Origin of the sequence: Listeria monocytogenes (genome assembly GCF_013282665.1) — a bacterium.
Taxonomy (GTDB): domain Bacteria; phylum Bacillota; class Bacilli; order Lactobacillales; family Listeriaceae; genus Listeria; species Listeria monocytogenes_C.
This window is the reverse complement of record NZ_CP054041.1, coordinates 252,209-278,626: the sequence shown is the minus strand read 5'-3', so window position 1 is coordinate 278,626 and position 26,418 is coordinate 252,209. Positions and strand designations below refer to the sequence as shown.

25 protein-coding genes are annotated in these 26,418 nt (G+C 38.6%); 17 read left to right on the top strand and 8 right to left on the bottom strand.

Going from position 1 to position 26,418, the window contains the following annotated elements; all coding sequences use genetic code 11:
• Window positions 1-70: 70 nt before the first annotated feature.
• The 6 genes from HRK21_RS01430 to HRK21_RS01405 form a co-directional block, all read right to left on the bottom strand.
• A complete protein-coding gene (locus tag HRK21_RS01430) occupies window positions 71-1,078 on the bottom strand; it encodes a serine hydrolase domain-containing protein (RefSeq protein ID WP_070005961.1) in 1,008 nt (335 codons plus the stop codon).
• Window positions 1,079-1,080: 2 nt separating this feature from the next.
• On the bottom strand, window positions 1,081-2,724 hold the full coding sequence (locus tag HRK21_RS01425) for an NAD-dependent malic enzyme (protein WP_003739314.1): 1,644 nt from the start codon (window positions 2,722-2,724) through the stop codon (window positions 1,081-1,083).
• A 111-nt stretch (window positions 2,725-2,835) separates the two neighbouring features.
• Complete coding sequence (locus HRK21_RS01420; protein ID WP_003739313.1) at window positions 2,836-3,519, bottom strand: EAL domain-containing protein; 684 nt, start codon at window positions 3,517-3,519, stop codon at window positions 2,836-2,838.
• A gap of 18 nt (window positions 3,520-3,537) precedes the next feature.
• Window positions 3,538-4,542, bottom strand: coding sequence for a glycoside transferase (locus HRK21_RS01415; RefSeq protein WP_070005960.1), 1,005 nt, complete (start codon window positions 4,540-4,542; stop codon window positions 3,538-3,540).
• Window positions 4,539-5,666 carry a GGDEF domain-containing protein gene (locus HRK21_RS01410; protein WP_003739311.1) on the bottom strand — a complete coding sequence of 376 codons (1,128 nt, stop codon included), beginning with the start codon at window positions 5,664-5,666 and terminating at the stop codon, window positions 4,539-4,541. Before HRK21_RS01410 ends, HRK21_RS01415 begins: the two co-directional genes overlap by 4 nt.
• A gap of 25 nt (window positions 5,667-5,691) precedes the next feature.
• Window positions 5,692-6,828: a GGDEF domain-containing protein gene (locus HRK21_RS01405; protein WP_003739310.1), complete on the bottom strand. Its 1,137-nt coding sequence runs from the start codon at window positions 6,826-6,828 to the stop codon at window positions 5,692-5,694.
• A gap of 319 nt (window positions 6,829-7,147) precedes the next feature.
• On the opposite strand from HRK21_RS01405, the gene HRK21_RS01400 reads away from it, so the two are divergent.
• Window positions 7,148-8,254: an NAD(P)/FAD-dependent oxidoreductase gene (locus HRK21_RS01400; protein WP_070005959.1), complete on the top strand. Its 1,107-nt coding sequence runs from the start codon at window positions 7,148-7,150 to the stop codon at window positions 8,252-8,254.
• Here HRK21_RS01400 and HRK21_RS01395 read toward each other — a convergent pair.
• The gene (locus tag HRK21_RS01395; protein ID WP_003723019.1) at window positions 8,244-9,110 is read right to left on the bottom strand and encodes a YitT family protein; all 867 of its coding nucleotides are present in this window, start codon (window positions 9,108-9,110) and stop codon (window positions 8,244-8,246) included. The genes HRK21_RS01400 and HRK21_RS01395 overlap by 11 nt on opposite strands.
• A 140-nt stretch (window positions 9,111-9,250) precedes the next feature.
• Between HRK21_RS01395 and HRK21_RS01390 the strand changes: the two genes are divergently transcribed.
• From HRK21_RS01390 to HRK21_RS01315, 16 genes are all read left to right on the top strand, one after another.
• Window positions 9,251-9,586: a nucleotide pyrophosphohydrolase gene (locus HRK21_RS01390; RefSeq protein WP_003739308.1), complete on the top strand. Its 336-nt coding sequence runs from the start codon at window positions 9,251-9,253 to the stop codon at window positions 9,584-9,586.
• Window positions 9,583-10,374 carry a 4-hydroxy-tetrahydrodipicolinate reductase gene (gene dapB / locus HRK21_RS01385; RefSeq protein WP_070005958.1) on the top strand — a complete coding sequence of 264 codons (792 nt, stop codon included), beginning with the start codon at window positions 9,583-9,585 and terminating at the stop codon, window positions 10,372-10,374. The genes HRK21_RS01390 and dapB overlap by 4 nt, the downstream gene beginning before the upstream one ends.
• Before the next feature lie 15 nt (window positions 10,375-10,389).
• A complete protein-coding gene (gene mgsA / locus HRK21_RS01380; protein ID WP_070005957.1) occupies window positions 10,390-10,794 on the top strand; it encodes a methylglyoxal synthase in 405 nt (134 codons plus the stop codon).
• Between the two features lie 14 nt (window positions 10,795-10,808).
• Window positions 10,809-11,990: a CCA tRNA nucleotidyltransferase gene (locus HRK21_RS01375; protein WP_003739305.1), complete on the top strand. Its 1,182-nt coding sequence runs from the start codon at window positions 10,809-10,811 to the stop codon at window positions 11,988-11,990.
• A complete protein-coding gene (locus HRK21_RS01370) occupies window positions 11,980-12,957 on the top strand; it encodes a biotin--[acetyl-CoA-carboxylase] ligase (protein ID WP_012581079.1) in 978 nt (325 codons plus the stop codon). The genes HRK21_RS01375 and HRK21_RS01370 overlap by 11 nt, the downstream gene beginning before the upstream one ends.
• Before the next feature lie 147 nt (window positions 12,958-13,104).
• Window positions 13,105-13,578 (top strand): thioredoxin family protein, encoded by a 474-nt coding sequence (locus tag HRK21_RS01365; protein WP_003739303.1) that lies wholly within the window; start codon window positions 13,105-13,107, stop codon window positions 13,576-13,578.
• A 166-nt stretch (window positions 13,579-13,744) separates the two neighbouring features.
• Window positions 13,745-14,578 carry a 3-methyl-2-oxobutanoate hydroxymethyltransferase gene (gene panB, locus HRK21_RS01360; RefSeq protein WP_003730460.1) on the top strand — a complete coding sequence of 278 codons (834 nt, stop codon included), beginning with the start codon at window positions 13,745-13,747 and terminating at the stop codon, window positions 14,576-14,578.
• Window positions 14,579-14,581: 3 nt separating this feature from the next.
• Window positions 14,582-15,439, top strand: coding sequence for a pantoate--beta-alanine ligase (gene panC / locus HRK21_RS01355; protein ID WP_003739301.1), 858 nt, complete (start codon window positions 14,582-14,584; stop codon window positions 15,437-15,439).
• 3 nt (window positions 15,440-15,442) lie between these two features.
• A complete protein-coding gene (gene panD, locus HRK21_RS01350; protein WP_003728013.1) occupies window positions 15,443-15,826 on the top strand; it encodes an aspartate 1-decarboxylase in 384 nt (127 codons plus the stop codon).
• 96 nt (window positions 15,827-15,922) lie between these two features.
• Window positions 15,923-18,709: an ATP-dependent DNA helicase DinG gene (gene dinG, locus HRK21_RS01345; protein WP_070005956.1), complete on the top strand. Its 2,787-nt coding sequence runs from the start codon at window positions 15,923-15,925 to the stop codon at window positions 18,707-18,709.
• Window positions 18,710-18,753: 44 nt separating this feature from the next.
• The gene (locus tag HRK21_RS01340) at window positions 18,754-19,338 is read left to right on the top strand and encodes a cell wall elongation regulator TseB-like domain-containing protein (RefSeq protein WP_077952262.1); all 585 of its coding nucleotides are present in this window, start codon (window positions 18,754-18,756) and stop codon (window positions 19,336-19,338) included.
• A gap of 22 nt (window positions 19,339-19,360) precedes the next feature.
• Complete coding sequence (locus tag HRK21_RS01335; RefSeq protein WP_069887985.1) at window positions 19,361-20,542, top strand: pyridoxal phosphate-dependent aminotransferase; 1,182 nt, start codon at window positions 19,361-19,363, stop codon at window positions 20,540-20,542.
• A gap of 13 nt (window positions 20,543-20,555) precedes the next feature.
• Window positions 20,556-21,848, top strand: a complete 1,293-nt coding sequence (gene asnS / locus HRK21_RS01330) for an asparagine--tRNA ligase (protein ID WP_003739297.1) — start codon at window positions 20,556-20,558, stop codon at window positions 21,846-21,848.
• 147 nt (window positions 21,849-21,995) lie between these two features.
• Window positions 21,996-22,715 (top strand): DnaD domain-containing protein, encoded by a 720-nt coding sequence (locus HRK21_RS01325; protein WP_069887987.1) that lies wholly within the window; start codon window positions 21,996-21,998, stop codon window positions 22,713-22,715.
• A gap of 10 nt (window positions 22,716-22,725) precedes the next feature.
• Window positions 22,726-23,385 carry an endonuclease III gene (gene nth, locus HRK21_RS01320; protein WP_031695253.1) on the top strand — a complete coding sequence of 220 codons (660 nt, stop codon included), beginning with the start codon at window positions 22,726-22,728 and terminating at the stop codon, window positions 23,383-23,385.
• Window positions 23,378-23,866 (top strand): YpoC family protein, encoded by a 489-nt coding sequence (locus HRK21_RS01315; protein WP_070005955.1) that lies wholly within the window; start codon window positions 23,378-23,380, stop codon window positions 23,864-23,866. Before nth ends, HRK21_RS01315 begins: the two co-directional genes overlap by 8 nt.
• A 45-nt stretch (window positions 23,867-23,911) precedes the next feature.
• On the opposite strand, the gene HRK21_RS01310 is transcribed toward HRK21_RS01315, so the two are convergent.
• On the bottom strand, window positions 23,912-26,392 hold the full coding sequence (locus HRK21_RS01310; RefSeq protein ID WP_003739293.1) for a penicillin-binding protein 1A: 2,481 nt from the start codon (window positions 26,390-26,392) through the stop codon (window positions 23,912-23,914).
• Window positions 26,393-26,418 lie beyond the last annotated feature (26 nt).

The window sequence follows — 26,418 nt, the reverse complement described above, 5'->3', positions numbered from 1 at the left end:
TGTGTTAATACAGTTTTTGTGGAAATGAGGCAGGGAGAGGTCTGGCTAAAAAAGAAGCCTAGCGAATGGGCTAGACTTCTTTTTTCTTTGAAACTTCTTCTAAAAAAGTATCAACTATGCTGTCTCTTTTATCTACGAAATTTGGGTTGGCGCGGCTTGGGTGGACGCGGTTAGAAAGAACGATTAAACTAGCTTGGCGTTTTAAATCGAGCACCATAAAAGTACCAGTGAATCCGGTGTGATATAAGACGGACTCACCGCGGAGGTCCCAGCCTAGTCCACGACTTCTATTTAGACCTGGAGTATGATTTAATTGCATGAGGTGCCATGTTTTTTCAGAAAGAATTGGAGCACCGTGTTGTAACATGAGTGCATCCCGGAACTTGGAAAGATCGCTTAGGGTGCTAAAAAGTCCAGCATGTCCTGTGCCTGATTTGGCGGTCCAAGCTTTAAAATCATGTACATCACCTTGAATTAAACCGCGTGTTTGGTCAAGTTCGGTTGGGATAACTTGTTTTTTATTTGTGGGATGAAAACTTGTATTTGTCATGCTTAGGGGTTCTAAAATATTGTTTTGAATAGCTGTTTCATAATTGCCATCTATCCTGTTAATCAAATAACCGAGTAAAAGAAAATTAGCATCGGCGTAAGTGACCAATGTTCCGGGAGTATTAATTTGAGGTGTGGCATACACATAACGCATGACGTCTTCTGGTGCGTTCATTGAAAAGTTTGGGATATTTTGTGCGAGCCCAGAGCTATGTGTGAGTAAATGCAAAATCGTAACATTATTATACCGGAAATCTGGCAAATACATTTGAATAGGGTCGTTTAATTGGAAACTTTGTTGTTCGATGAGTTGCAAAATACGAGTAGTCGTAGCAATGACTTTGGTCAAAGAAGCGATATCATAAATGTTTTCTGTTGTTCTTGGTAAAATTTCTGCTTCTGGAAAAACGGATTTTAATCCCATGATGTTATTTTCTTCCAGAAAATTAGTTTTAATTTGATAACTAATTCCCGGAGTGGAGCCGTTTTGGACGAGTTGATCTAGTGATTGCTTCGTTTTGTAGAACATATCTAAACTCCTTTATAAATAGGTTGCCACATCTCACGATCGATAGCTTCGGTGACATTCGTTAATTCGACTTGATGAATATTTTCTTTTATAGCTTGATTAGCGACAGCGATGGCTACTGCGCGCGATGTTTTGCGAAGGGTGCGCACATGAGGCAAAAGAGCTGCGCCTGGTTCGTTTGGCGAAATTTGCTCAGCGACAGCTATAGAAGCAGCCGCGAGCATACCATCTGTAATATATTTCGCACGAGTGATAAGAGCACCTAATCCTAGCCCAGGATAGAGAAGCGCGTTGTTTGCTTGACCGATTTCATAAGTAGTATGTTGATATTCTACTGGTTTGGAAGGACTACCTGTAACAATAAGCGCTTTTCCGTCTGTCCACTGGATTAAATCAGAAGCAGTTGCTTCGGCTAATTTCGTTGGATTAGAAAGTGGTAAAATCGCTGGTCGTTCTGTATACTGGGTCATTTTTTTGACGATGCTCTCTTTAAAGGCACCCGGAACACCAGAACAGCCGATTAACATTGTTGGATGAACAGCTTCCATTAAGTTTTCTAACGTATCTGTGGGCACATTAGACCACTCAGTAGACGGATGCGCATATTTCTTTTGCCCGGTAGTTAAGTCTGTCATATTATCAAGCACTAAACCGTTTCGATCAACTAAATAAAAATGTTTTTTAGCTGTTTCAAAAGGGAGACCAGTTTCGCGCATTAATTGTGCACTAAGTTGATCAGCGATGCCGATTCCAGCAGTTCCAGCTCCGAAAATAATAATTTTTTGTTCACTTAATGGTATTTGGGAAACTTGAATCGTCGCAAGAACAGCAGCAACCACCATGGCGCCAGTCCCTTGAATATCATCGTTAAATGTACAAATTTTATCACGGTAATTGTGCAGAATCCGACTTGCATTTGCGCGCCCAAAGTCTTCCCAGTGAAGAATAGCTTTCGGGAAAACTTCTTTCATAACTTCCACAAAGGAAGCAATAAAAGCATCATATTCACTTTCAGCAAGGCGAGGGCGTTTATTTCCTAAATACATTGGATTATTAAGAAGCGTTTCGTTATTCGTTCCGGCATCAATAACAACTGGCAGCACACGGTCTGGTGCAAGTCCAGCTGCAACTGTATAAACCGCTAATTTTCCAACAGCGATTTTGACCCCATTCACACCCCAGTCGCCAATTCCGAGCACGCCTTCACCGTCTGTTATAACAATCATATCAATATTCGGATTATTTTTTGCATAGTTTTTTATAGATGCGCTTAATTTTTCAGGTGCAAACGCATCAATAAATAGAGCTTCATCTGGCGCATTGTAATCTGCATGGTAATGAATTACTGCGTCTCCGATAGTTGGTGTATAAATAATTGGCAAATAGTCAGTCACATTTTTTGTCACGACATAATAGTAAAGAGTACGATTTTCATTATATAAGTTTGTTAAAAGCTGATGTTTATGTAAGGGTGTTTCTAAATTTTCTATTTGAGACTCGATGCGCACGGCTTGTTGTTCGATTGTTTCGATAATTGGTGGCAGTAATCCGTCCAATTGATAACTTGCTCTTTCTTCTTTTGAAAAAGCAGTTCCTTTATTTAATAATGGATTATTCATATAATCAAAACCTGATTTTAAAGTCATTTTTCAGCACTCCTTTTCATTCTATTCTATTTTACATGGGGGAAAGAAGAATAACAACTGATTCAAAACAAAAAGAAAACCTGACAATAAGCAGATTTTCTTTTTTTATTCTTAGTGAAAATAATAACCTTGCGCATAGGGAATGCCGATTTCTTGAAGGAATTCAAGTTGCTCTTTGGTTTCCACTCCCTCGACAATTAAGGATTTATGGTGTTTCTTAACATAATTATGAAGCTGCTCAAAGAAGAGTTTTTTGCCATCACTCTCAAATAAATCTCGTAGCAGTAAGCGATCGGTTTTGACAAAATCAGAATGGTGCGCAAAAACGCGATGCAAATCCGCATAACCGGAGCCAAAATCATCAATAGCAAATTTAGTCTTGTGTTTTTTCTGGAATAGGAGCAGTTGTTTTTCTAAGTCGTTCATTCGTTCTTGTGGTAACTTGGATGTTTCCAAAAATTCAAACACTATTTTCCCGTTATCAAGAAGGGTATCGTGCAGTTCTTCTTGATTTTCTAAAAAAGTATCATACGAAATATTGACAAATAGTGGCGTGTCTCCGCTTTTGTTAAAGCGTTTCACTGCGTTATGAAGCGTGAGCAGCTCAAATGCTTTTTGCAGACCATCCTGTTCCGCTTCTTCAATAAAATCACTAATGGCATTCCAGTGATTTGTTTTCAGGCGGGTGAGTGACTCATAGCCGAAAATTTGTGTATTTTCTACAGCAACAATCGGTTCATATATTGTATCAAAGTGATTTTGATCAATAATCTCACGTACGGAGGGCTTTTTCATTTGTCCAACTTCTTTCCGTTATTTCTTAAGAGTTATTTCTTTATTTATATAATCGAAAAAATGGGTCGTTTCAGGATTTGACGTATCCATTTTCTCTAACAACTCTTTGGTGATTTTACCATTTTTAACTTGATTTGTCTTGTTAAAATACTGTGTCAAAAAGGCATAAACGGCGGTAGATTCATTTTCTGTACTTGGTTTCTTCGTTGCTCTTTCATAGCGAGCATAAATTTTTCCTTTAGAAGCTAATTCTGTTTGTAAAAAATCATCGAAGTTTGGCTCTACATCGCCATTTTCTTCAAAATAAGCCATCGCGATGAGCATTTGATCAATCATATTGACTTCTTTTGGATCAGCATATTGAAACTGTCCGTTTTGAAATACTTCTGTAAAAAATGGGTCGGCATTGACCGTTTGAATTGGTAGATAGGCTTTATCACGATAATTAATCTGTTGCATTGCTTGGATATTGAGATAGCTTAAATGGAGCGTATCTGCTTTTTTCTTATGCACAAAATCGTAAAAGTCTACTGGAACACCTTGCTCAGCGCTATATTTTTTGGTGTTGGCTAAGAGTTCATCTGCCCATTTCTTGTAGGTTGGGAATTTAAATTTTTCACTTGCTTGATAAAGTGCTTCTGTAATGCGGAAATCATCTACAATCGCATTGGTTGTTGTTGCATCGGTTGCTTCCCATTTAATAAAATTATCTTTGGTTATAAAATTCTTTTCTAAATGGCTTACTTGCTCTTGGAAATTTTTACTATCATTCACTTCGACCAAATATTCCATGTAAAGTCCAATGCTCTCGGCTAGATAATGCGGTTCTTGCGCATTTTTGTAATCCACAATTAAACCATTTTTCGCCGTATAGTTTTCTTTCACATACTCTTGAACAGCGGTGGAAGTGGGGGTGGTCTCTTTTGGTGCGCGCACCGTTTTTTTAGTCTCTGGTCGTAGAAAAAAGAAAAATCCGGCGCCAATTAGAATAAGTAAAATAAAAATTAAGATAAATCGCTTCATTTGAGTTCCCCCTGGTGAACCGCAATTTGGTTGCGTCCGCTTTGTTTGGCTTGATACAAGGCTTGATCAGCAGCTTCGAAAAGTGATTCGGTTGTTGAAAAATGAGAACTAGCAGAGGCCACTCCGATCGAAACAGTTACTTTGCCACTTGCAGGATTATAAGGAAATTTCGCTCGTTCCACTTCTTCACGGAAAAAATCAGCAATTAAAGCGGCTTGCTCTGTACCGACGTTTTGAAGTAAAACAGCAAATTCTTCGCCGCCAATACGTGCAAACATGGTCCTTGGTGGAAAGGTGCGATTTTTAAGAATGCTACTAAACTGCGCAAGAACAGTATTGCCAGCTTGATGACCATGAAAATCATTTATTTCTTTAAAATGATCAATATCAATGATGAAAAGAGATAATGCCTTTTTCTTTTTCAACGATTTCGCAAAAATCCAACCAAATTGTTGAGTGAAAAAGCGCATGTTTGGTAAATTAGTTAAACTATCCGTCATCGCAGTTTCCGTCAAATTTTGGATAACGAGATTACTTTTATCAATGTAATTGCAAGCGTAAAATACTAGTAAGGCAGTTACAAAGAATAGAAGAAAATACTCGATAATCTCAAACCCTTGCAAAATTCGCCCCTCATCAAAATTATTCAAGAAATAATAAAGAATCGCTGGAAAGTTTAAAATAATTAAAGCAACAAATCTCGAAAAGCGTTGTTTTTTCCAAAAAGTAACAAGTAAACAAGCGGCAAAAATGAGTGTCATCAAGATAACATAGCGACTAGTAACGGGAGAAGCAATATCAAAACTAATTCGACCCAAAAGCATTACTAAATAGGCGAAAATAAGTGGCACGCGTCCACCGAAAACACTTGTTACCATCAAAATCAAAATCCGCATATTTGTATAAATAACGGGATTATTTTCGTAAGCACCTTCATAAATAAAATAAATACCTGCTAAACCATAGTAGACGCCGAGTAGGATGGAAAGAAATAGCCTTCTACTACCATTTTGGAACCAATTTGGGCGATATTGTCTTATTTTTCGAAAAGACATCCCCTGGATAAAAAGGATAGCGAGAAAGAGCGCTAAACTATCTATGTATGAATTAACTAGTTCGAACAAATGGACACATCTCCTTTTTACTCTCTTAAATAATTGGTTCTGTTTCACGAATATGTACTTGGTTTCGTCCATTTCGTTTCGCATTATATAGCGCTTGGTCGGCTGCATTTAGTAGTTCGTTCGAATTTGGATAATTTCTGCCGTCATAATTTGCAATACCAGCAGAAATAGTAATAATGGAGCCAGAAACGACAATCGGAACATCAATTTTTTCGACTTTTCGACGGATTTTCTCCGCTAAATGCTCCGTTTCGCTGACATTAATATTCGGCAAAATAATGGCAAATTCCTCGCCGCCAATCCTTGATATCACTGTGTTTGTCGGGAAGTTTATTTTTAAAAGCATTTGACTAAAAGCAGATAAAACGCCATTTCCGACTAAATGGCCATATGTATCATTTACCCGTTTAAAATAATCAATATCAATAATAATCACACTTAAATTCGATTTTTTTAACGTAGCATGACTAAATGCTGCTTCGAACGCCTTTTCAAAATGACGAAAATTCGTCAAACCTGTTAGCGGATCAAGGATGGTGGATTGCTGCAAATCATAAATTAGCTTATTCGATGTATCGATATAATAAGCCGCTGAAACAATAATAAAAGTAATAAAAAAAGAAACCAAAAAATAGAGTATCCAAACAGGTAAGTCATTTATGGTATACAATAAATGTATTTTTTGATGTAAATAAAATAGCATAAGGGGAATCGCACTAAGTTTAACTAAAACAACTTTTTGAACGGAACTAAGTCGAAGCTTGGCCACTTCCATGCATACAAAATGAAAACCGATAATCAAAAATACGTAAATCAAATTGGCAAACAGCGCATCACCGAGAAAAAGTTTTCCTGCGACGATCAGTAATAACGCAATGGTAGCAGGACCTGCTGAAGAAAATAAATGCAGGACGATTAAAATATTAAGTAGCATATCTGTATAAATCCCCGAGTCTGTGCCAGGTAATCCGCGGATAATAAAATAAACACCTAGAAGGCCGTAGTAAATGCCCAGTGCATAATTAATAATTTCATTAGCAAATTTAATTTGGAACCAAGCAGGCTTTTTTTCCCTAATAGAACGCAGTGCCATTCCGTGAAAAAAAAGCGCTGATAAAAAAAGCGCCATGCTGTTCCATAATGAATCAAGAATATTTGGCATAAAAAAATCTCCCATATCTCAGCATAACTAATCAGCTGAACTGTTAATATAGGCAGAATGAAAAATAAATGAATTTTTAGCTGAGACGCAGTACAAAGAACCAACCAATGGACGAAAGCGTACTCTAAGAGGATATGTGGTAATGACGACGAGATAAGCTAAAATCTGCCTTTTTGTAATTAAAGCTGGATTTCAGTACAATGGATAGAATGAAGTAGAGGATTTTTAGTAGTCTGCAAACTTAACTATTTTCACATATTATTACAAAGAGTTATAAAAAAGTCAACTTGTGTCACAATTGATATAGAGGGGTGTAACCATGCAAAAAATAGTGATTATCGGCGGGGGAATTGTTGGAGCTAGCGCCGCCTATTTATTGTCAAAAGAAAATGTGCAAGTAACGCTGATTGATTCAGATGAACCGGGACAAGCAACGCGTTCTGCAGCGGGAATAATTTGTCCATGGCTTTCCAAAAGACGAAATAAATATTGGTATGAGCTTGCAAAAAATAGTGCCGCCTTTTATAAGGAATTGGCGGGAACACTCGAAGGAGATACTGGGAGGAATTCAGGCTATAAACAAGTCGGTGTGCTCGCACTTCGAAAGACAGAAGAAAAAGTAACAGCACTGTTTGATCTTGCGAATGAACGACGCCTCGATGCGGAAGTGATGGGAGAAATTGCAAAATTGACTGAAGAAGAAACAAAACAAAAATTTCCATTAGTTAATCCGGGATTCGGTTCGGTTTATGTAAGTGGGGCAGCACGAGTGAACGGTGGTTTATTTTGTGAAACACTACTTTATGCCGCAAAAGAAAATGGTGTGAAAATTAAGTCGGGCCGGGCGCATTTTTCTGCTGATGGGAAAGTTAGTGTGGGCGGGGCAAGGGAACGTTACGACAAATTAATCATTGCAGCAGGTGCTTGGTTAAAAGAATTGCTAGACGAGGCAAGTTTTCATACAGAAGTTTTAGCGCAAAAAGGGCAATTGCTGGAACTTGATTTTAGCGAATTTCAAACAGCTGAATGGCCAGTAATTTTACCACCGAGCGCGAAATCAATTGTTCCTTTTGATAATGGGAAAATTATCGTCGGTGCAACGCATGAAAAAGCTGCTGGCTTCGATACGAAACCAACAGCAGAAGGTAAGGCGGAAATACTAACAGAAGTCAGTCAGTTTATGGAAGGGGATTTGGCGAGTAAAGTGGCACATGTGGCGGTCGGAACTAGACCATACACGCCTGACTTTGCGCCACTTATTGGTCAACTTCCTGGATTTGAGTCAGTCTTTTTAGCGAATGGTCTTGGTGCTTCTGGTTTAACCACCGGGCCTTATGTTGGCAAACTTTTAGCGGATTTAGCACTTGGAAACACCGTCGATTTGGCTTTAGAAAACTATGAGCCAAGTAAATACATTAGTAGATAGGATTCTTGTTTTCATCGAGTGTGAAACCTTCCCCCATCACATCATGAACGACACTCACAGAAACAAAGGCATGTGGGTCAATTGCTTGCACAATGTTTTTCAATTGAATAATTTCATTTTTTGCCACGACAATATAAAGGACATCTTGGTCTTTTTTAGAGAAGCCGCCGCGACCTTCTAGAACTGTCACACCACGATTCATCGCGAGCATCACATGGGAAGCAATCGCATCATTATCTTTAGAAATAATAAGCGCACCGCGAGCCGCATAAGCTCCTTCTTGAACAAAATCAATCACACGAGAACCAATGAATACAGCGACGAGCGTGTACATAACTTGACGGACATCTAAGTAAGAGAGCGAGGCAACGAGAACAATCGCATCAATGGCAAAAAGCGTACGTCCCATACTTATTCCTTTTGTATGATTAAGCAGTTTGGCGATAATGTCGCTACCACCAGTTGTACCACCGTAGCGAAACACAAGGCCAAGCCCAATACCACTAAAGCCACCAGCAAAAAGGGCGACTAAAAGTAAATCACTATGTAAATCTAGCGTATAAGGTATTCGCTGGAAAATCCATAAAAATAGGGACAAACTTACCGTTCCAATGCCTGTGTAAATGAGCGAACGATTGCCGAGAACTCGCCAACCTAAAATAAACAAAGGAATGTTTAAAATTAAATTGGAGTATGCTGGATCAATTTGAAAAAAGTGAAGAAGGAATAAGGTTACTCCAGCCAAACCGCCTTCCCCGAGGTTATTCGCGATATTAAAATTAACTAATCCAAATGCATAAATCGCCGTACCAAGCATAATAAAGCAAATATTTTTCGTGCGTAAAGTTTTTAGCATAGCTTTTATCCTCCCTGAAACCTATTTAATATGTAAGTAAAAAATCATGGACTTGGATGTATTTGTTTAGGTATAATGAAATGAAGTTAACAATTAGTCTTAAAATCTATTTTAGTTTACCACATAAAGGGGGAAAACCGATGGCGAAAACAATGGCAGAAATACAAAAAGAAGTGGATGATTTCATTGGTGGATTCGAGGAAGGTTACTTTTCCCCACTAGCGATGATGGCGCGAATTACTGAAGAAACGGGAGAATTAGCCAGAGAAATCAATCATTACTACGGTGAAAAGCCGAAGAAAACAAGTGAGCCAACCAAGACCGTGGCAGAGGAACTAGGCGATTGTCTTTTTGTACTGACATGCATGGCCAACTCACTTGATATTGATATGGAAAAAGCACACGATACGGTCATGACAAAATTTAAAGAACGCGATAAAGATCGTTGGACAAAAAAGGAGGAAAAAACAAAATGAGAGTAGCAGTATCTGGATTTAAAGGAAGAATGGGACACGAGGTTGTCAAAACTGTTTTAAGAGAAGCAGATTTAGAGTTAGTGGCCGTACTTGACCATGAACCAAAAGAAAAAAATATACATGAAATGGTAGAATTTAGCTCGTTAGATGTACCTGTTTTTGGTAATTTAAGCGAGATGTTAGAAGAAATAAAACCGGATTGTGTCGTTGATTTTACGACCCCTAAAGTAGGGTATAGTAACACGAAAACGATTTTAGAACACGGCGTACGTGCGGTCGTTGGTACAACAGGTTTTACACCAGAACAAATTAGTGAACTAAAATCGATTGCAGAATCAAAAAAAATCGGTGCTTTAATTGCGCCCAACTTTGCTGTAGGTGCTGTTTTAATGATGCAATTTGCACAAAAAGCTGCTAAGTATTTCCCGAACGTCGAAATTATTGAGTTGCACCATGACAATAAATTAGACGCGCCAAGTGGTACTGCTGTTAAAACTGCGGAAATGATGGCAGAAACGCGTGAATTCGTTAAACAAGGTGCAGCAGATGAAGTAGAACTTATGGAAGGAGCAAGAGGCGCAGAATATGAAGGCATGCGAATTCATAGCGTGCGTTTACCCGGACTTGTGGCACATCAAGAAGTGATTTTTGGAGCTGAGGGACAAGGATTAACCATTCGCCATGACTCTTATGATCGAATCTCCTTTATGTCTGGTGTGGCGCTTTCTGTTCGTAAAACAAAAGAGTTAGAAACACTTATTTATGGCTTAGAAAATATTTTAGACTAAGGATAGGTGAATAAGATGCATATCGCATTAATCGCGCACGATGAAAAGAAAGAGTTGATGGTTGGCTTTGCAACGGCATATAAACATTTGCTCGAACCGCATCAGTTATATGCAACCGGGACGACAGGTTTACGTATTATCGAAGCAACTGGCTTAACCGTGCATCGTTTTAAATCAGGCCCACTTGGCGGAGACCAACAAATCGGCGCGCGTATTTCTGAAAATAAAATGGACCTTGTTATTTTCTTACGTGATCCATTAACCGCCCAGCCACATGAACCAGATGTGACGGCACTTATTCGCTTATGCGATGTATACGAAATTCCTTTAGCAACGAATATTGGCACAGCAGAAATTTTAATTCGTGGTTTAGGAGCTGGTTTCCTAGATTGGCGAGATTTAAGACGGAATGATGATTAAAGGAGCGATGACAGATGAATGACGTTTTCCTAAAAGCGCTTCCTGTATTGCAAAAATTAACTACAGCGGGATTTGAAGCGTATTTTGTTGGCGGATCTGTCAGAGATTACTTGCTAAATAGAACGATTTCCGATGTGGATATTGCAACTAGTGCTTTCCCAGAAGAAGTAAAAGAGATTTTTCAGACAAGTTATGACACTGGGATTGCGCATGGGACTGTTACAGTTAGAGAAAATAATGAATTTTATGAAGTGACCACTTTTCGAACAGAAGGGACATATGAAGATTTCAGGCGCCCAAGCGAAGTAACCTTTATTCGCTCTCTAGAAGAGGATTTAAAACGTCGCGATTTTACAATGAATGCAATTGCGATGGATGAACATTTTACGCTACACGACCCGTTTTCTGGGCAATTAGCGATTCAAAATAAAGAAATCAAAGCGGTTGGTAAAGCCTCCGAACGTTTTCATGAAGATGCGCTTCGAATGATGCGAGCAGTTCGTTTTCTAAGTCAACTTGACTTTGAGCTTGATAAAGAAACCGAAAAAGCTTTAGAAACCCAAATAGCGTTGTTACAGCATACTTCTGTTGAACGAATTACTGTTGAATGGATAAAGATGATGAAAGGTAAAGCAGCAAAACGTGCGATAGAACTACTTTTAAAAGTCCAAATGGAAACTTATTTACCGGGCTTAAAAGACGAGAAACCAGCACTAAGCGAATTTGCTAGTTGGGACTGGGAAAAACGGACAACCGAAGAAGCAATTTGGCTTGGACTTGTCGTTGCTGTCAAACCTAACAATGTTAACGCATTTCTAAAAGCGTGGAAATTACCAAATAAAACCATTCAACTAGTGAATAAAGCGTATCAAGATGCGCTGAAAAGGAAAGAGACATGGCTAAAGGAGGAACTTTATCATGCTGGCAAGGCCGTTTTCTCCTTAGTGAATGAACTAAATGTTATTCGAGGGCAAGAAAATAATCAACATAAACTAAGTCAAGCTTACGAGGCGTTACCAATTCACTCCAAAAAAGACTTAGCTATTACCGGAGCTGATTTATTAAATTGGTCTGGAGAAAGCGCTGGCCCTTGGGTAAAAGAGACGCTTGATAAAGTGGAATGTGGCGTCCTTTCCAATGAAATAAACAATGAAAAAATTCAGATTAAAAGGTGGCTAGGCTATCATGAAGAATAATCGAGAAAAATTACTTGCTTTATTTACAGAAAGTGATGGCACTTATTTATCGGGACAAGAAATCGCGGATAGCCTAGGATGCTCGCGCACTGCCGTTTGGAAGCAAATGGAAGCCCTCCGTAAAGAAGGATTTGAAATCGAAGCAGTCAGAAACCGTGGTTACCGTTTGTCAGCAACAGCAGAACAGTACACGAAAGATGCACTACTACTCGGTTTAGAAACCAAATTTATCGGCCAGCATTTGGAAATCCATGAATCGGTTAGCTCTACACAAATCATCGCCCATCAGCAAATCGAATCTAGCCCTGAAGGAACCGTTATCGTAGCCGATGAGCAAACAGCTGGAAAAGGTCGCTTACTTCGCCCTTGGAGTTCCAAAAAAGGGGAAGGTATTTGGATGAGTGTCATTTTAAAACCACAAATCCCTATTCAAAAAGTACCACAGTTTACGTTTATCGCCTCACTCGCAATCACAGAAGCGATTGAAAATATTACAAAACTAGAACCAAAAATTAAGTGGCCGAATGATATTTACATCGGAAAACGAAAAATCTGTGGTGTATTAACTGAAATGCAAGCGGAGGCAGAAACGATTCATGCGGTAATTATCGGCATGGGGATCAATGTAAATCAACAGGAATTTCCAGAAGAAATCAAAGATAAAGCAAGTTCTTTAAAACTGGAATTAGGCGAGAGCATCTCAAGAAAAGCTTTACTACAAGAAATTCTTACTTCTTTAGAAAAATATTATGAACTTTTTCTAGATAAAGGATTCGCACCAATAAAATTACTATGGGAAACAAAAGCAATTCCTTTTGGCGAAAAACTAACCGCCAGTACTACAAAAGGCAAAATTCATGGACAAGTAAAAGGGATTTCTGATGAGGGTGTACTGTTACTCCAAGACGCACTCGGTGAAGTGCATTCCATCTATTCAGCAGACATTTTGCTAGATAATGAAAAATAACGAAACACTATAGAAAAGAACGTTTTAGCCCTAATAAAATACCTGAAAACATATCTTTTGACTCGAAAACATAGTGTGAAAATCACTTTTTCGGGTTTTTCTTTTTTGAGAAAAATCAAGTACAATAAATGGGAAGGAGCTGTTTAAATGAAAAAAATACTAGTACTATTAACTTTAATTACCATAGTTCTTACGCTCGGAGCTTGCGGCGATAATAAAAAAGAAACAGAAGAGAAAACGAATCAAACAGAAAAAGAAAGCGCCTCTTTTTTGACAACCATTTCCACCAAAGATTTTAAGCAAAAGATGGCCGATAAAACAACTGGCTTTGTCTATGTTGGACGCCCGACTTGTGAAGATTGCCAAGCATTTCAGCCTATTTTAAAGAAAGAACTTACAAAAAGACAACCAAACCAAAAACTGGCTTATTATAACACGGATAAAGCCTCCGAAAAGAGTCGTGATGATATGATTGCCCTTTTAGAAAAAATGGACATTGATTCTGTCCCAACGATGGTTTATTTGAAAGATGGAAAAGTAGCATCCACCTATGCAGCAACAGATGAACCGGCGAAATTAACGAATTGGATGAATAAAGTAAGTGGAGAGGTTTCAGAGTAGACCTCTCTTCAATTTACATACTTTAAGTAAGCATCCATTTATGTTATTATACATATGGTAGCAATGAATGGATGATACCATGAACGGATCATACTAACGCTACTAAAAAAATATGTTTTTTGCCTTGATTAAAGTAATTTAACAGGGACGAAAAGGAGCTAATAAAATGAAGAAACCTGTAGACTTTTTTGCTATGAAGGAAAACGGTGAGAAAATCACGATGATAACCGCGTATGACTATCCTTCTGCTAAGAATGTAGAACAAGCAGAAGCTGATATGATTTTAGTCGGCGATTCACTTGGAATGGTAGTATTAGGCTACGATTCCACTGTACCAGTTACGATGGATGATATGATTCATCATACAAAAGCCGTGAAGCGCGGGGCCCCAGATACATTTGTTGTAACAGACATGCCGTTTATGACGTATCATGGTTCAGTTGATGAAACTATCCAAAATGCACGGAAGATTATCCAAGAAAGTGGCGCTCATGCTGTAAAATTAGAAGGAGCAGGGGAAGTTGTTAACAAAATTGCTCGTCTAACAGAAGCAGGTGCTCCAGTTGTCGCACATCTCGGCTTAACACCGCAAAGTGTTGGCTTAACTGGAAGCTATAAAGTACGTGCTAAATCTGCCCAAGAAGCACAAGAGTTAATGGATAATGCGTTAGCTGTAGAAGCAGCAGGAGCGATTGCAATCGTCCTTGAAGCAATTCCGCGTCAACTAGCTGAAAAAGTAAGTAAAGCACTTTCTATCCCTACAATTGGTATTGGCGCTGGTGTAGAAACAGATGGACAAGTACTTGTGTATCACGATATTATCGGTTATGGAATCAGTCGTCGCGCCAAATTTGTAAAAGCGTATGCGGACATTGATGAAACAATCGAACCAGCACTAGCAAGCTACGTAAAAGAAGTAAAAGCCGCGACGTTTCCAGAAGTAAAACATAGCTTTACCATGGCTGAAGAAGACTTGAAAGGCCTTTACGGAAGGGAATAGCAAATGTTAATTATTCGAAATAAACAAGAGCTCAAAGAAGCTATTTTAAAGCAAAAACAAGCGAATAAAACAATCGGTTACGTTCCGACGATGGGCTTTTTACATGAAGGACATATGACACTTGTCAGCCATGCGAGAAAAGAGAACGATTTTGTCGTTATGAGTGTTTTTGTCAATCCAACCCAGTTCGGTCCGAATGAAGACTTTGATGCCTATCCTCGAGATGAAGCGCACGATGCAAAGCTCGCAGAAGAAGGCGGTGTGGACATTTTATTTGTACCTACAGTCGAAGAAATCTATCCAACCGAACTAGCAACGAAATTACATGTGATTAAACGCGTTTCTGTACTTGATGGCGCTGATCGTGAAGGTCATTTTGACGGAGTAGTAACGGTTTTAACGAAGCTATTTCATTTAGTGAATCCAGATAACGCTTATTTCGGTCAAAAAGATGCCCAACAAGTTGCCGTTGTTTCAGGCCTAGTTGAAGACTACTTTTTCCCTATAAATTTACGAATCATTGCGACTGTCAGAGAAACAGATGGACTTGCCAAAAGTTCACGAAATGTCTATTTAACAGAAAAAGAACGAAAAGAAGCACCAGTGATTCACGAAGCTTTACAACTAGGACGAGAACTTATTGAGTCTGGGGAAACAAATGAGGCTAAAATAGTTCAAATTATGACAGATAAAATAAATGAGCAACCATCCCATGAGAACATTGCTTACTTAGCGCTCTATTCATATCCAGAATTTACGCCAGTAACAGACTGGTCCAAAGGGATAATCATTGCAGCGGCAGTAAAATATTCGAAAGCTCGTTTAATTGATAATGAATTAATAAATGTGAAGAGGCGGTAAAAAATGTTTAGAACAATGATGAATGGCAAAATTCACCGAGCGACTGTAACAGAAGCCAATCTGAATTATGTAGGAAGTATTACGATTGATTCTGCTATTTTAGAGGCGGTAGATATGCTTCCAAATGAAAAAGTTCAAATTGTAAATAACAATAATGGTGCAAGAATTGAAACCTATATCATCCCAGGTGAGCCGGGAAGTGGTGTGATTTGTCTAAATGGAGCTGCGGCTAGACATGTTCAAGTTGGTGATGTGGTCATCATTATGAGCTATGGAATGTTTACGGCAGAAGAAGCCAAAACTCATGAACCCAAAATAGTCGTTCTAGATGAAAAAAATCATATTGAAATGATTCTTCCAGAAGAAAAAGCGCATACGACTTTATAATCAGTTCGGGGAGCTTGAGCAGATTTCTGCTCAAGCTACTCGTTTGTTTGCATCGTTATTTTTGAATAAAAGCAGTGAAGGAAAGAGGTGGAGCAGATGAAACAGAAACGCTATATAGTCGTCGATTTAGAAACAACAGGAAATCAAGCTTCACGAGAGGACCGGATTATCCAGTTCGCTGCTTGCTTTGTTGAATCAGGAAAACGTCTGGAAACCTACACAACATTTTTAAATCCAGAAAAACCAATCCCTGCTTTTATTCAAGAATTAACGGGAATCTCCCCAAAAGACGTTAAAAATGCACCATTGTTTGAAGATGTAGCGCCAATTATCGCGGGGTTACTCGAAGATACTATCTTTGTGGCACATAATGTGTCATTTGACTGGACATTTTTAGAACGAGAAATGACACGTGCAGGAATTTCACTTGGTAAAATGAAAAAACTCGATACTGTGGAATTAGCTAGAATTATGTATCCGGGCATCGATAGTTATAAACTCCAAGACTTATCCGACGAATTTAATCTTGGACACGATAAACCACACCGTGCGGATAGCGATGCGGAAGTAACAGCAGATTTATTACTACTTCTGTTAAAGAAGCTAGAAAACTTACCACTACCTGTCATCCGTCAAATGACAACCATTTCTGGCAGCCTAAAAAGCTATTTACCTGAACTGTTATTTGAAATAGAAATGCGAAAAGAACGAGAAAACAAACTACTTGATCCTGCTTTTGTAGAACATCGTGGTCTTGTTATTCGCAAAAAAGAAATTGAAAAGCCCACATATAGTAGAGCAGATTTACTTGAATTTCCTGAAACGGACGAAGCTAAAATGGCACTATTCAAAAAAGCTGGAGCCCCACTTTATGCAAGAAGTGGTCAATTTGAAATGATGAATTTAGTTTTCCAAGCGATGAAATCAGGGAAGCATGCTTTGATTGAAGCGGGAACAGGGATTGGGAAATCGTTAGGCTACTTTTTGCCTGCTATTTACCAAGCGAAACAAGCCGAATTACCGGTAGTTATTAGTACATACACCAATTTGCTTCAAGCGCAATTGTTCGAAAAAGATGTGCCACTTTTAACGAAATTAACAGGATTCAAAGTGAAAGCAAGCTTACTAAAAGGGCGCGATCATTATTTGAATTTGTTTAAGTTTGAGCAGTTGCTTCAAGAAGTCGATACACAATACGATGTAGTTGTGACAAAGCTCAAATTACTCGTATGGCTAACGGAAACAACGACTGGTGATATTGATGAAGTGAACTTATCTAGCGGCGGGGAATTATTCTGGAATCGGATGAAGCACACAGGCTGGTTTTTATCTGAAAAACATGATCCTTGGCTCGCACATGATTTCTATAAATTCAACATCAAGCAAGCCAAAAATGCAGATTTAGTCATTGTGAATCACGCACTACTTTTAAATGACCATTTTTCGGGAAGAGAAACATTGCCTAAGTATGCTTTTGCAGTAATTGATGAGGCCCATCATTTTGCGGATAGTGCTCGTATGCAAGGAAGTTTTGTTCTGTCTTACCGAAAAATAAAATATTTTTTAAATCAGCTAGGCTCATTAGAAAAATATTCCCTTCTCACGAGGCTTGCAATGGCCTTTCCAGAAGCAGATAGTTTATATGATTTAGATATTGCGGCAATGAAGTTAAGTGATGCAGTGGAAGAATTTTTTGGTCTTCTGAAAATGCAGTTAAACTTCGCACGTAAAAATTTACAAGAAGTTGTCTTAGTAGAAAACAGTGAAAAAGATGCTTGGAATGACCAGGTTTATTACGCTGCTGAAAAAGTATTATATTTGCTGAAAGAGTCCGAAAAAAATATGGAAACATTGTTAGAACAAGGGAAACAAGAAGAAAATGAACTAGGTGAGGCAGAAAGTGCCTTTTTAGAAGAAATGTATGCCTTTTTACTTGATTGGCAGAATATGGTGAAGCAGTTGGAGCAAATGCTGCATAAAAAATCGCCTATTTTGACCATTTATTTACAAGCTGACAAAAATCATTCTATTTCTAGCATTCGTCTAAAAGCTGTCTTGATGGAAGTGGAGCCTACGCTAGGAAAAGAATTTTTTGCCAAAAAAGAAAGTGTCATCATGACTTCCGCAACTTTAACGGTAAAAGGGAAATTTGATTATTTACGAAAAAGTCTCGGTCTGGAAGAAGAACAAATCATGGAAAAACGCATTCCTTCGCCCTTTGATTATAAAGAAAATGCGCGAGTGATGATTCCAGATGATATGCCGCCAATTAAAGATACGCCAATTGAGCGATACACCGCGGAACTTGCAAAATATATTCGCCACATAGCAGTGAAAACGAATGGACGGATGCTCGTTCTTTTCACCGCCTCTGATATGTTACAAAAAACGTATTATCACATGAAAAAGGAGAAATCCTTAGAAGAGTATGTCCTTCTAGCGCAAGGCGTTTCGGCGGGAAGTGCGGCACGACTAACAAAACAGTTTCAAATGTTTGATAAGGCCATTTTACTTGGGACAACAAGTTTTTGGGAAGGAATTGATATCCCAGGAGAAGATTTGTCTTGTTTAGTCATTGTTAGATTACCATTCGCACCGATGGATGATCCTTATACGAAAGCACAAATATCCCTTCGCAAAGAACGCGGGGAGAATGCCTTCCAAACCTATTCTTTACCGGAAGCTGTCCTGCGATTTAAGCAAGGTTTTGGTCGGTTAATTAGAAGAGAATCTGACCGTGGAATTGTATTTGTTTTTGACAACCGAGTCGATACGACAAAATTTGGAAAAGCATTTTTGGAATCAATCCCAAGTGCACCAATTTTAAAAGGGAAACAGGCTGATTTATTAGAGGAAGTGAGTGAATTCTTTAAGGAAGGTTAAATTTTTCCTGATATGACTTCAAATCTTAGGCGGCTATTGCTATAATGTATCTATGCGAAAATGAAAATGCATATCGCCGGTCGAATTCCGGTAATTTAGAAATAGAAATGAGCGAGATTACTTTGCGAAATAGAAAACCTAAGCGTAAGATTGGCAAATGGATAGCGATTATTCTCGGCATAATTATTGTGCTTATCGTGGCAACTTTTCTGTACATCAGATATGCAGAAAAACCAGTAACCAATGCAGAAACAGAAGCCTTAGATCGAATAAGTGGCCAAGTTGATTTAAAAACAACAGATCAATTTTATCTATACAATGGTCCAAAAGAAGTGTACTACGTATTGACTGGTAAGAATAGTAAGAATCAAAATATTATTGTTTGGGTCCCAAAGAAAAAATCCGATAAAGTCTATGTTAAATTCGCATCTGATGGCATTACAAAACAACAAGCACTCGATAAAGTCACAAAAGAAAAGAATCCAAAGAAAATTTTACATGTGAATTTAGGCATGGAAAAAGAAACGCCTATTTGGGAAGTTGCTTACTTAGATAAGAATGACAAGCTAAACTACTTTGACATTAACTTTGAGACAGGTGAATGGTACAGAGAGATTGAAAACTTGTAACTAAATTGGAGGAGGGAATAAAATGGACTTACCGTTATCAAAACGTGTCAAAGGAGTAGCCCCGTCGCCTACACTTGCGATTACGGCTAAAGCAAAACAAATGAAACAAGAAGGAATTGATGTCATCGGCTTAGGTGCTGGGGAACCAGACTTCAACACCCCGCAGAACATTATTGATGCCGCAATTGAGTCCATGAACAAAGGATTCACCAAATATACTCCTTCAAGTGGAATCATCGAGCTAAAACAAGCGATTGTTGATAAGCTCCAAAAAGATCAGTTCTTACACTACGATACGAGCCAAATTTTTGTGGGTACAGGAGCTAAACATGTGCTATACTCTGCATTTCAAACGATTTTAGATCCAGGCGATGAAGTCATTATTCCGGTTCCATATTGGGTAACATATCCCGAACAAGTCAAATTAGCAGGTGGTATTCCTGTTTTTGTAGAAACTAGTTTTGACGCGGATTTCAAAATTTCTGCAGCGAATTTTGAAAAAGCTATCACGAAAAAAACAAAAGCAATCGTTTTAAATTCACCCAATAACCCTTCTGGTATGTGCTATACAAAAGAGGAGCTTATTGCTATTGGTGAAGTTGCTGAAAAACATCAGATTTACATTTTATCTGATGAAATATACGAAAAATTATACTACGGGAACAAAGCCGATTTAGTCTCTATCGCGAGTTTGAGTGATCGTTTGTATGATTTAACCATTGTTATTAATGGTGTTTCTAAAGCATATTCAATGACAGGCTGGCGTATTGGTTACGCAGCTGCAAATAAAGAAATCATTGCTGGAATGAGTAAGTTAGCGGATCATTTAACAAGTAATCCAACCGCTAATGCCCAGTATGCTGCACTAGAAGCATACGTTGGTAGCCAAGAAGTTCCAGAAAAAATGTACCAAGCTTTTGAAGAACGAATGGAACGCTTTTATCCAGAACTAAGTAGCATTCCAGGTTTTAAACCGAAAAAACCAGATGGCGCCTTTTATTTCTTTATTGAAGTAAAAGAAGCGGCACATAAAAAAGGTTTTCAGGATGTAGATGCTTTTGTAGCAGCTCTTTTAGAAGAAGCGAAAGTAGCCGTCATTCCAGGCTCAGGATTCGGAATGCCCGATTATATACGCCTTTCTTATGCAACAAATCCAGACTTATTCCAAGAAGCTATAAATCGAATCAAAAGTTTTATGAAATAGGGAGTGTAGACAAGTGAAAATTACAATCAATCAAGCATCCGAATTTGTCGGAAAAGAAGTAACAATTGGAGCGTGGCTTGCGAATAAGCGTTCAAGTGGTAAAATTGCTTTCTTACAATTACGTGATGGGACAGGATTTATGCAAGGCGTTGTCGTAAAAGCAGAAGTTGGCGATGATATTTTTGCAACTGCTAAAGCTTTAACGCAAGAAACAAGTTTATTTGTAACAGGGATTATTAATGAAGATACTCGTTCACCATTTGGGTATGAAATGGCTGTATCTGGTGTGGAAGTAATTAGCGAGTCACATGATTATCCGATTACACCGAAAGAGCACGGCACGGAATTTTTAATGGACCACCGTCATTTATGGCTACGTTCTAATCGTCAACACGCGATTATGAAAATCCGTAACGAAATTATCCGCGCTAGCTATGAATTTTTCAATAAAGAAGGATTCCTAAAAATCGATCCACCAATCTTAACTGGCAGTGCACCAGAAGGAACAACCGAACTTTTCCATACGAAATATTTTGAAGAAGATGCTTTCCTTTCTCAAAGTGGGCAATTATACATGGAAGCTGCAGCTATGGCTTTCGGTAAAGTATTCTCATTCGGTCCAACTTTCCGTGCTGAAAAATCAAAAACACGCCGTCACTTAATTGAATTCTGGATGATTGAACCAGAAATGGCGTTTTACAAATTAGAAGATAGCTTACAAGTACAAGAAAACTATGTAGCTTTCCTAGTAAAAGCAGTACTTGATAACTGTCGCTTAGAACTAGATCGTCTTGGTCGTGATGTGAGTCATTTAGAAAAAATGGTTGCACCGTTCCCACGTATTACTTATACAGAAGCGATTGAACGTTTACACGAATTAGGCTTTGATGATATTGTTTGGGGAGATGACTTCGGGGCACCACATGAAACAGCAATTGCAGACAGCTTCGAAAAACCAGTTTTCATTACACATTATCCAAAAGCAATTAAACCGTTTTATATGCCGGAAGATCCAGAAAACGATCAAGTGGTTTTATGTGCTGATATGATTGCTCCAGAAGGTTACGGAGAAATTATCGGCGGATCAGAACGTATTCACGATTTAGAAACACTTCAAGCGAGAATGGAAGATTTTGACTTGGATCAAGAAGCCTATAGTTGGTACCTTGACTTAGCTCGTTATGGCTCCGTACCACATTCTGGTTTCGGACTTGGATTAGAACGTACAGTTGCTTGGATTTCAGGTACAGAACATGTACGCGAAACCATTCCGTTCCCACGTTTGTTAAATCGTCTATATCCATAAGTTGAAAAGGGTAGCCAATTTAATTGGCTACCCTTTTTTTAGTTGGAAGGTGAAAATGAGCTTTTCCACTCGATTTCATGATTTTAGCAGTACTTTTATATTTTTCCCTCGAAAACCATGTTATAATTTTGTAGTGAGGTGTTTAATATGAATCCAAAAATTCTTGAAAAATGGATGGCGGAAGGACAAGTGACATTGCCGCAAGTGCTAGTGAAAAACTATGCAACCATTGGTTTAAACGAAATAGAACTGGTACTTTTACTTCAAATTCAATCCTTCGCAGCAGAGGCAGAATTTTTCCCGTCGATGGAAATGTTAACGAATAGAACCACACTTCCGCTCGAAGAAACCATTAAAACGATGGATTCGCTCTTGAAAAAAGGAGTGATTGCTATCGAACAAAGCCAAGATAATTCACGAATGATTTCCGAACAATATAATTTAGCGCCACTATGGGGCAAATTAGTCGCTTTATATGAAAATAAAGAAGCTGATAGTAAGCAGGAAAAAGAGTTAACGAAACAAACCAATTTATATAGTTTATTCGAAGCTGAGTTTGGCAGACCACTTTCTCCAATGGAAGCGGAAATGCTATCTGCATGGGTGGAGCAAGATAGGACGAGCCCAGATTTAATCAAAGAAGCTCTAAAAGAAGCGGTTATTTCGCAAAAATTGAATTTCCGCTATATTGATAGAATTCTGCTTAATTGGTCGAAACAAGGTGTTAAGACAATAGAAGATGCTAAACGTGTAGCAGAAGAATTTCATCAAAATGGTCGCACAAGTCAACCAATTAACCAAACAGAAGTGAAAAAAAGCGCAGGCTCGATTCCTTTATACGACTGGCTTGAAAAAAGAAAAGGGTGACGTACGCAAATTGTTATCAAATAAACAAACTGTATTATGCATAGAAGAAATGGCCAAAATGTTTCCTGCAGCACACTGCGAACTAGTTCATAAAAATACGTTTGAATTACTGGTAGCTGTTGTATTATCAGCTCAGTGTACAGATGTGTTAGTCAATCGTGTGACTGCTTCTCTTTTTGAAAAATATCACTCTCCAGAAGATTATTTAGCAGTTCCACTAGAAGAATTGATGGATGACATTCGCTCCATTGGTTTATATCGTAATAAGGCAAAAAATATTCAAGGTCTATCGGAGAAAATTTTAACAGAATTTAATGGAGAGGTTCCACGGACGCATGGGGAACTAGAGAGCCTTCCTGGTGTAGGGAGAAAAACGGCCAATGTCGTTTTATCGGTTGGCTTCGGAATTCCAGCAATTGCTGTAGACACGCATGTAGAGCGTATTAGTAAGCGTTTAGGGATTTGTAGATGGAAAGATTCTGTCGTAGAAGTAGAAGAAACGTTGAAAAGAAAATTACCAAAAGAGCTTTGGTCAGATGCTCACCACTATATGATTTTCTTTGGACGATATCATTGTAAGGCAAGAAACCCAGAATGCCCGACCTGTCCTTTACTTTATTTATGTAGAGAAGGAAAAAAACAAGCGAAAGTGAGGGGATTCGATGGCTGAATTTAAATATGCAGTAGAACTAACACATCCTGGTTTCCCAGCACCGGACGTTATTTTAGAAGAATATGATCCAGAATCAATTTATGTAAGTGGCCTCCCTTTTTGGCAAGAACAACAGTTTTTTACTAAAGGTGGCGGAGTTATTCCATGGAAAAATGAAACAGAACGCGCATGTCGTAAATTAGCAAAACATATGACCAATTTGGCAGAAAGTATGGAAGCTGATTTGAAAGTGCATAAAAAGCCTTCTCCTGTAACAGTTAGAGATGCACTCGGTATTTTTTTATCCATTTTATTTTGGAGTAATCATCGCCCAGTACAGTTAGATAATTTGACGGAGCAAATTAAGACACTGGAAACAAAACCACTTAATTTAGACGAGCGGCTAGAGTATGTGTTAAAGCGAGGTAATACGTATTTAGGTTTTCGACAATTAAATGAATTAATGTTAGAACAACGTAAATTGATTGCGAAAAGATAACAAAGAAGAGCGGAAGATGTTTTAACATCTTCCGCTCTTCTTTTGTTAACTATCTGGAATTTTAACGGTGGTAGAGGAGGCTGGGCTTCGCTTACCATCTTTAACGGCGACGACATTAATGGAAATAGTGTCTCCAGGATTACCGCCACTTACGGAAACAGAGGTAGAAGATACGGTAGTAGTGGAGCCGTTCACTGTGACTTCATAAGTAGCACCATCTACTGCAGACCAAGAAACATTGATTTGTTTAGAACCTGTATTATAACTTGCTCTTAAGCCGGCAGGGGCAGTAAGATTTTTGGCTTCTTCTTCAGCCTTTTTCTTCGCTTCCTCTTCTGCTTTCTTCTTCGCTTCTTCTTCTTTTTTCTTCTCTTCATCTGTTTTCTTCTTCTCTTCTTCCGCTTTTTTCTTCGCTTCCTCTTCAGCCTTTTTCTTCTCGTCTTCTGGAGTAGAAGCAGTTTTGGTTGGAGCGGTTCCGGATAAGAATAATTCGTAGCTTACTTTATCGCTTGCAGTGCCTTCAGCAGCGCGTGCGATTGGGTTACTACCTTTTAGAATTGGAACGGAAACGACATTGCTAGGCATCTTGAAATCTGCAGTACTTTTACCAGCAGAAGCATGAGCCATTAACTTGCTGAACATCCGTTGCGCAATTTTTTGTTCGCTTGCAGAAACATATTTTTTCTTATCATCATAGCCGGTCCATACAGCAATCGAATAATTGGTTGTATATCCAGCGAACCATGAGTCACGAGCGGCACCACTAGGGTAGTAGTACTTCGAAGTGAATTCAGGTGGAATGTTTGTTGTACCTGTTTTACCAGCAGCAGGGACGCCTGGAACGGCTGCTGATGTACCTGTACCGATAGATAGGACATCTTTTAGGACATCGGAAACCATATAAGCAGTGGATTCTTTCATTGCCACTGTACTTTGTGGTTCTGTATCAATTTCTGTTTGTCCATCTGATAAAACAATTTTGGTAACAGTATGTGGTTTATTGTATATCCCTTTGTTACCGAATGCGGCATAAGCACCAGCCATTTGCATTGGGTTGGAACTATTTGCTCCGATAGCATTGGATTCTACGTTTTGACCTTTATCATAAGTGATACCAAGTTTATTAACAAACTGCTCGGATTTATCTAGCCCAACAGCTTGAAGTGTTTTTAGGGCTGGAATATTACGCGATTGATAAAGTGCCTGCCTTACTGAAATTGGACCTTTGTAACCGAAATCCCAGTTATTAATAGGAGTTCCACCAGTATACGTATAAGGCTCATCTTCTAAAATATGGGCAGTGGACCAATCTAAATATTCAAAAGCAGGGCCATAATCGGCAATTGGCTTCATGGTTGACCCAACAGAACGTTTTACTTGGGTTGCATAGTTATAACCCCGTGTTACTTTCTGATTACGTCCGCCACCGATTGCTTGAACACGTCCTGTTTTTGTATCTTGCAGGACAATGCCGGCTTGCATTTCGTCATCTGTGAAGTTCACAATTTCGTTCGTATTAAGCATTTTCTCCGTGTACTCTTGGGCATCACGGTCAAGTGCAGTATGAATAGTTAAACCATCACGATAAACATCATATTCTTTTGGAATTTCACTTAAAACTTGTGTTACGTAAGAATCGTATTTGTAAATTTTATCTTCACGATCTTTTTTCGAGCGAAGCCCAGTAGTAATAGAAGATTTTTGAGCTGCAGTCATTTCTTCTTTGGTAATTTTATCGTGTGTATACATGTTTGTTAGAACTTGATCACGACGTTTTTTGGCTGCTTCTGGATGCTCATAAGGGTTGTAGTTATTTGGACTTTGCGGCATACCAGCAAGTAGAGCTGTTTCCGCTAACGTAAGGTCTTTCAAATTTTTACCGAAATAATGTTCGGCAGCAGTTTGCATACCGTGGACACGGTCAGACATATAGACTTTATTAACATAAATTTCTAAGATGTCATTTTTGCTATACTTTTCTTCTAATTGAAGTGCTAGCCATGCTTCTTGGGCTTTCCTTGCAAGTGTCTTGTTTGTGTAGTCTAAGTAAGACATCTTGATAATTTGCTGCGAAAGGGTACTTGCGCCTTCCGCCCCAAAACCATCTGTGAAATTGGCAATTACTGCTCCACCAAGTCGAATGGGATCAATTCCATCATGTTCGTAAAAACGCGCATCTTCAGTTGTAAGAATTGCATTTTTTAGTGTTTCCGGTATATCTTTGTATTCAATATATTCCCGCCGTTCGGTTCCAACTTCTGCGAAAACTTTTCCATCCTTATCAAGTAATTTAGATGAAAGTGGATCTCGTAGCTTGGAGTCGGTCAGTTTAGGTGCATCTTTTGCGTAATCGTAAAAAACAGTTGCACCAGCCGCAATACCAAAGAAAGCGAAAAATAGTCCCACAAAGAAAATAGTTTTGAAAATATTCGCGACTACTCGTTTTCCTCGTTTTTGAGGTTTCTTTTTAGAACCACTACTTTGTTTATTGCGATACTGAGATCTTGTCTGCGGTTTATCTGCCATTAAAAATCTCTCTCCTTTAAAAAAGG

Bases quoted from the DNA above. Each gene is read 5' to 3' on its own strand.
- HRK21_RS01430 (WP_070005961.1), bottom strand. From the start codon at position 1,078: ATGTTCTACAAAACGAAGCAATCACTAGATCAACTCGTCCAAAACGGC.
- HRK21_RS01425 (WP_003739314.1), bottom strand. From the start codon at position 2,724: ATGACTTTAAAATCAGGTTTTGATTATATGAATAATCCATTATTAAAT.
- HRK21_RS01420 (WP_003739313.1), bottom strand. From the start codon at position 3,519: ATGAAAAAGCCCTCCGTACGTGAGATTATTGATCAAAATCACTTTGAT.
- HRK21_RS01415 (WP_070005960.1), bottom strand. From the start codon at position 4,542: ATGAAGCGATTTATCTTAATTTTTATTTTACTTATTCTAATTGGCGCC.
- HRK21_RS01405 (WP_003739310.1), bottom strand. From the start codon at position 6,828: ATGCCAAATATTCTTGATTCATTATGGAACAGCATGGCGCTTTTTTTA.
- HRK21_RS01400 (WP_070005959.1), top strand. From the start codon at position 7,148: ATGCAAAAAATAGTGATTATCGGCGGGGGAATTGTTGGAGCTAGCGCC.
- HRK21_RS01395 (WP_003723019.1), bottom strand. From the start codon at position 9,110: ATGCTAAAAACTTTACGCACGAAAAATATTTGCTTTATTATGCTTGGT.
- HRK21_RS01390 (WP_003739308.1), top strand. From the start codon at position 9,251: ATGGCGAAAACAATGGCAGAAATACAAAAAGAAGTGGATGATTTCATT.
- dapB (WP_070005958.1), top strand. From the start codon at position 9,583: ATGAGAGTAGCAGTATCTGGATTTAAAGGAAGAATGGGACACGAGGTT.
- mgsA (WP_070005957.1), top strand. From the start codon at position 10,390: ATGCATATCGCATTAATCGCGCACGATGAAAAGAAAGAGTTGATGGTT.
- HRK21_RS01375 (WP_003739305.1), top strand. From the start codon at position 10,809: ATGAATGACGTTTTCCTAAAAGCGCTTCCTGTATTGCAAAAATTAACT.
- HRK21_RS01370 (WP_012581079.1), top strand. From the start codon at position 11,980: ATGAAGAATAATCGAGAAAAATTACTTGCTTTATTTACAGAAAGTGAT.
- HRK21_RS01365 (WP_003739303.1), top strand. From the start codon at position 13,105: ATGAAAAAAATACTAGTACTATTAACTTTAATTACCATAGTTCTTACG.
- panB (WP_003730460.1), top strand. From the start codon at position 13,745: ATGAAGAAACCTGTAGACTTTTTTGCTATGAAGGAAAACGGTGAGAAA.
- panC (WP_003739301.1), top strand. From the start codon at position 14,582: ATGTTAATTATTCGAAATAAACAAGAGCTCAAAGAAGCTATTTTAAAG.
- panD (WP_003728013.1), top strand. From the start codon at position 15,443: ATGTTTAGAACAATGATGAATGGCAAAATTCACCGAGCGACTGTAACA.
- dinG (WP_070005956.1), top strand. From the start codon at position 15,923: ATGAAACAGAAACGCTATATAGTCGTCGATTTAGAAACAACAGGAAAT.
- HRK21_RS01340 (WP_077952262.1), top strand. From the start codon at position 18,754: ATGTATCTATGCGAAAATGAAAATGCATATCGCCGGTCGAATTCCGGT.
- HRK21_RS01335 (WP_069887985.1), top strand. From the start codon at position 19,361: ATGGACTTACCGTTATCAAAACGTGTCAAAGGAGTAGCCCCGTCGCCT.
- HRK21_RS01325 (WP_069887987.1), top strand. From the start codon at position 21,996: ATGAATCCAAAAATTCTTGAAAAATGGATGGCGGAAGGACAAGTGACA.
- HRK21_RS01315 (WP_070005955.1), top strand. From the start codon at position 23,378: ATGGCTGAATTTAAATATGCAGTAGAACTAACACATCCTGGTTTCCCA.
- HRK21_RS01310 (WP_003739293.1), bottom strand. From the start codon at position 26,392: ATGGCAGATAAACCGCAGACAAGATCTCAGTATCGCAATAAACAAAGT.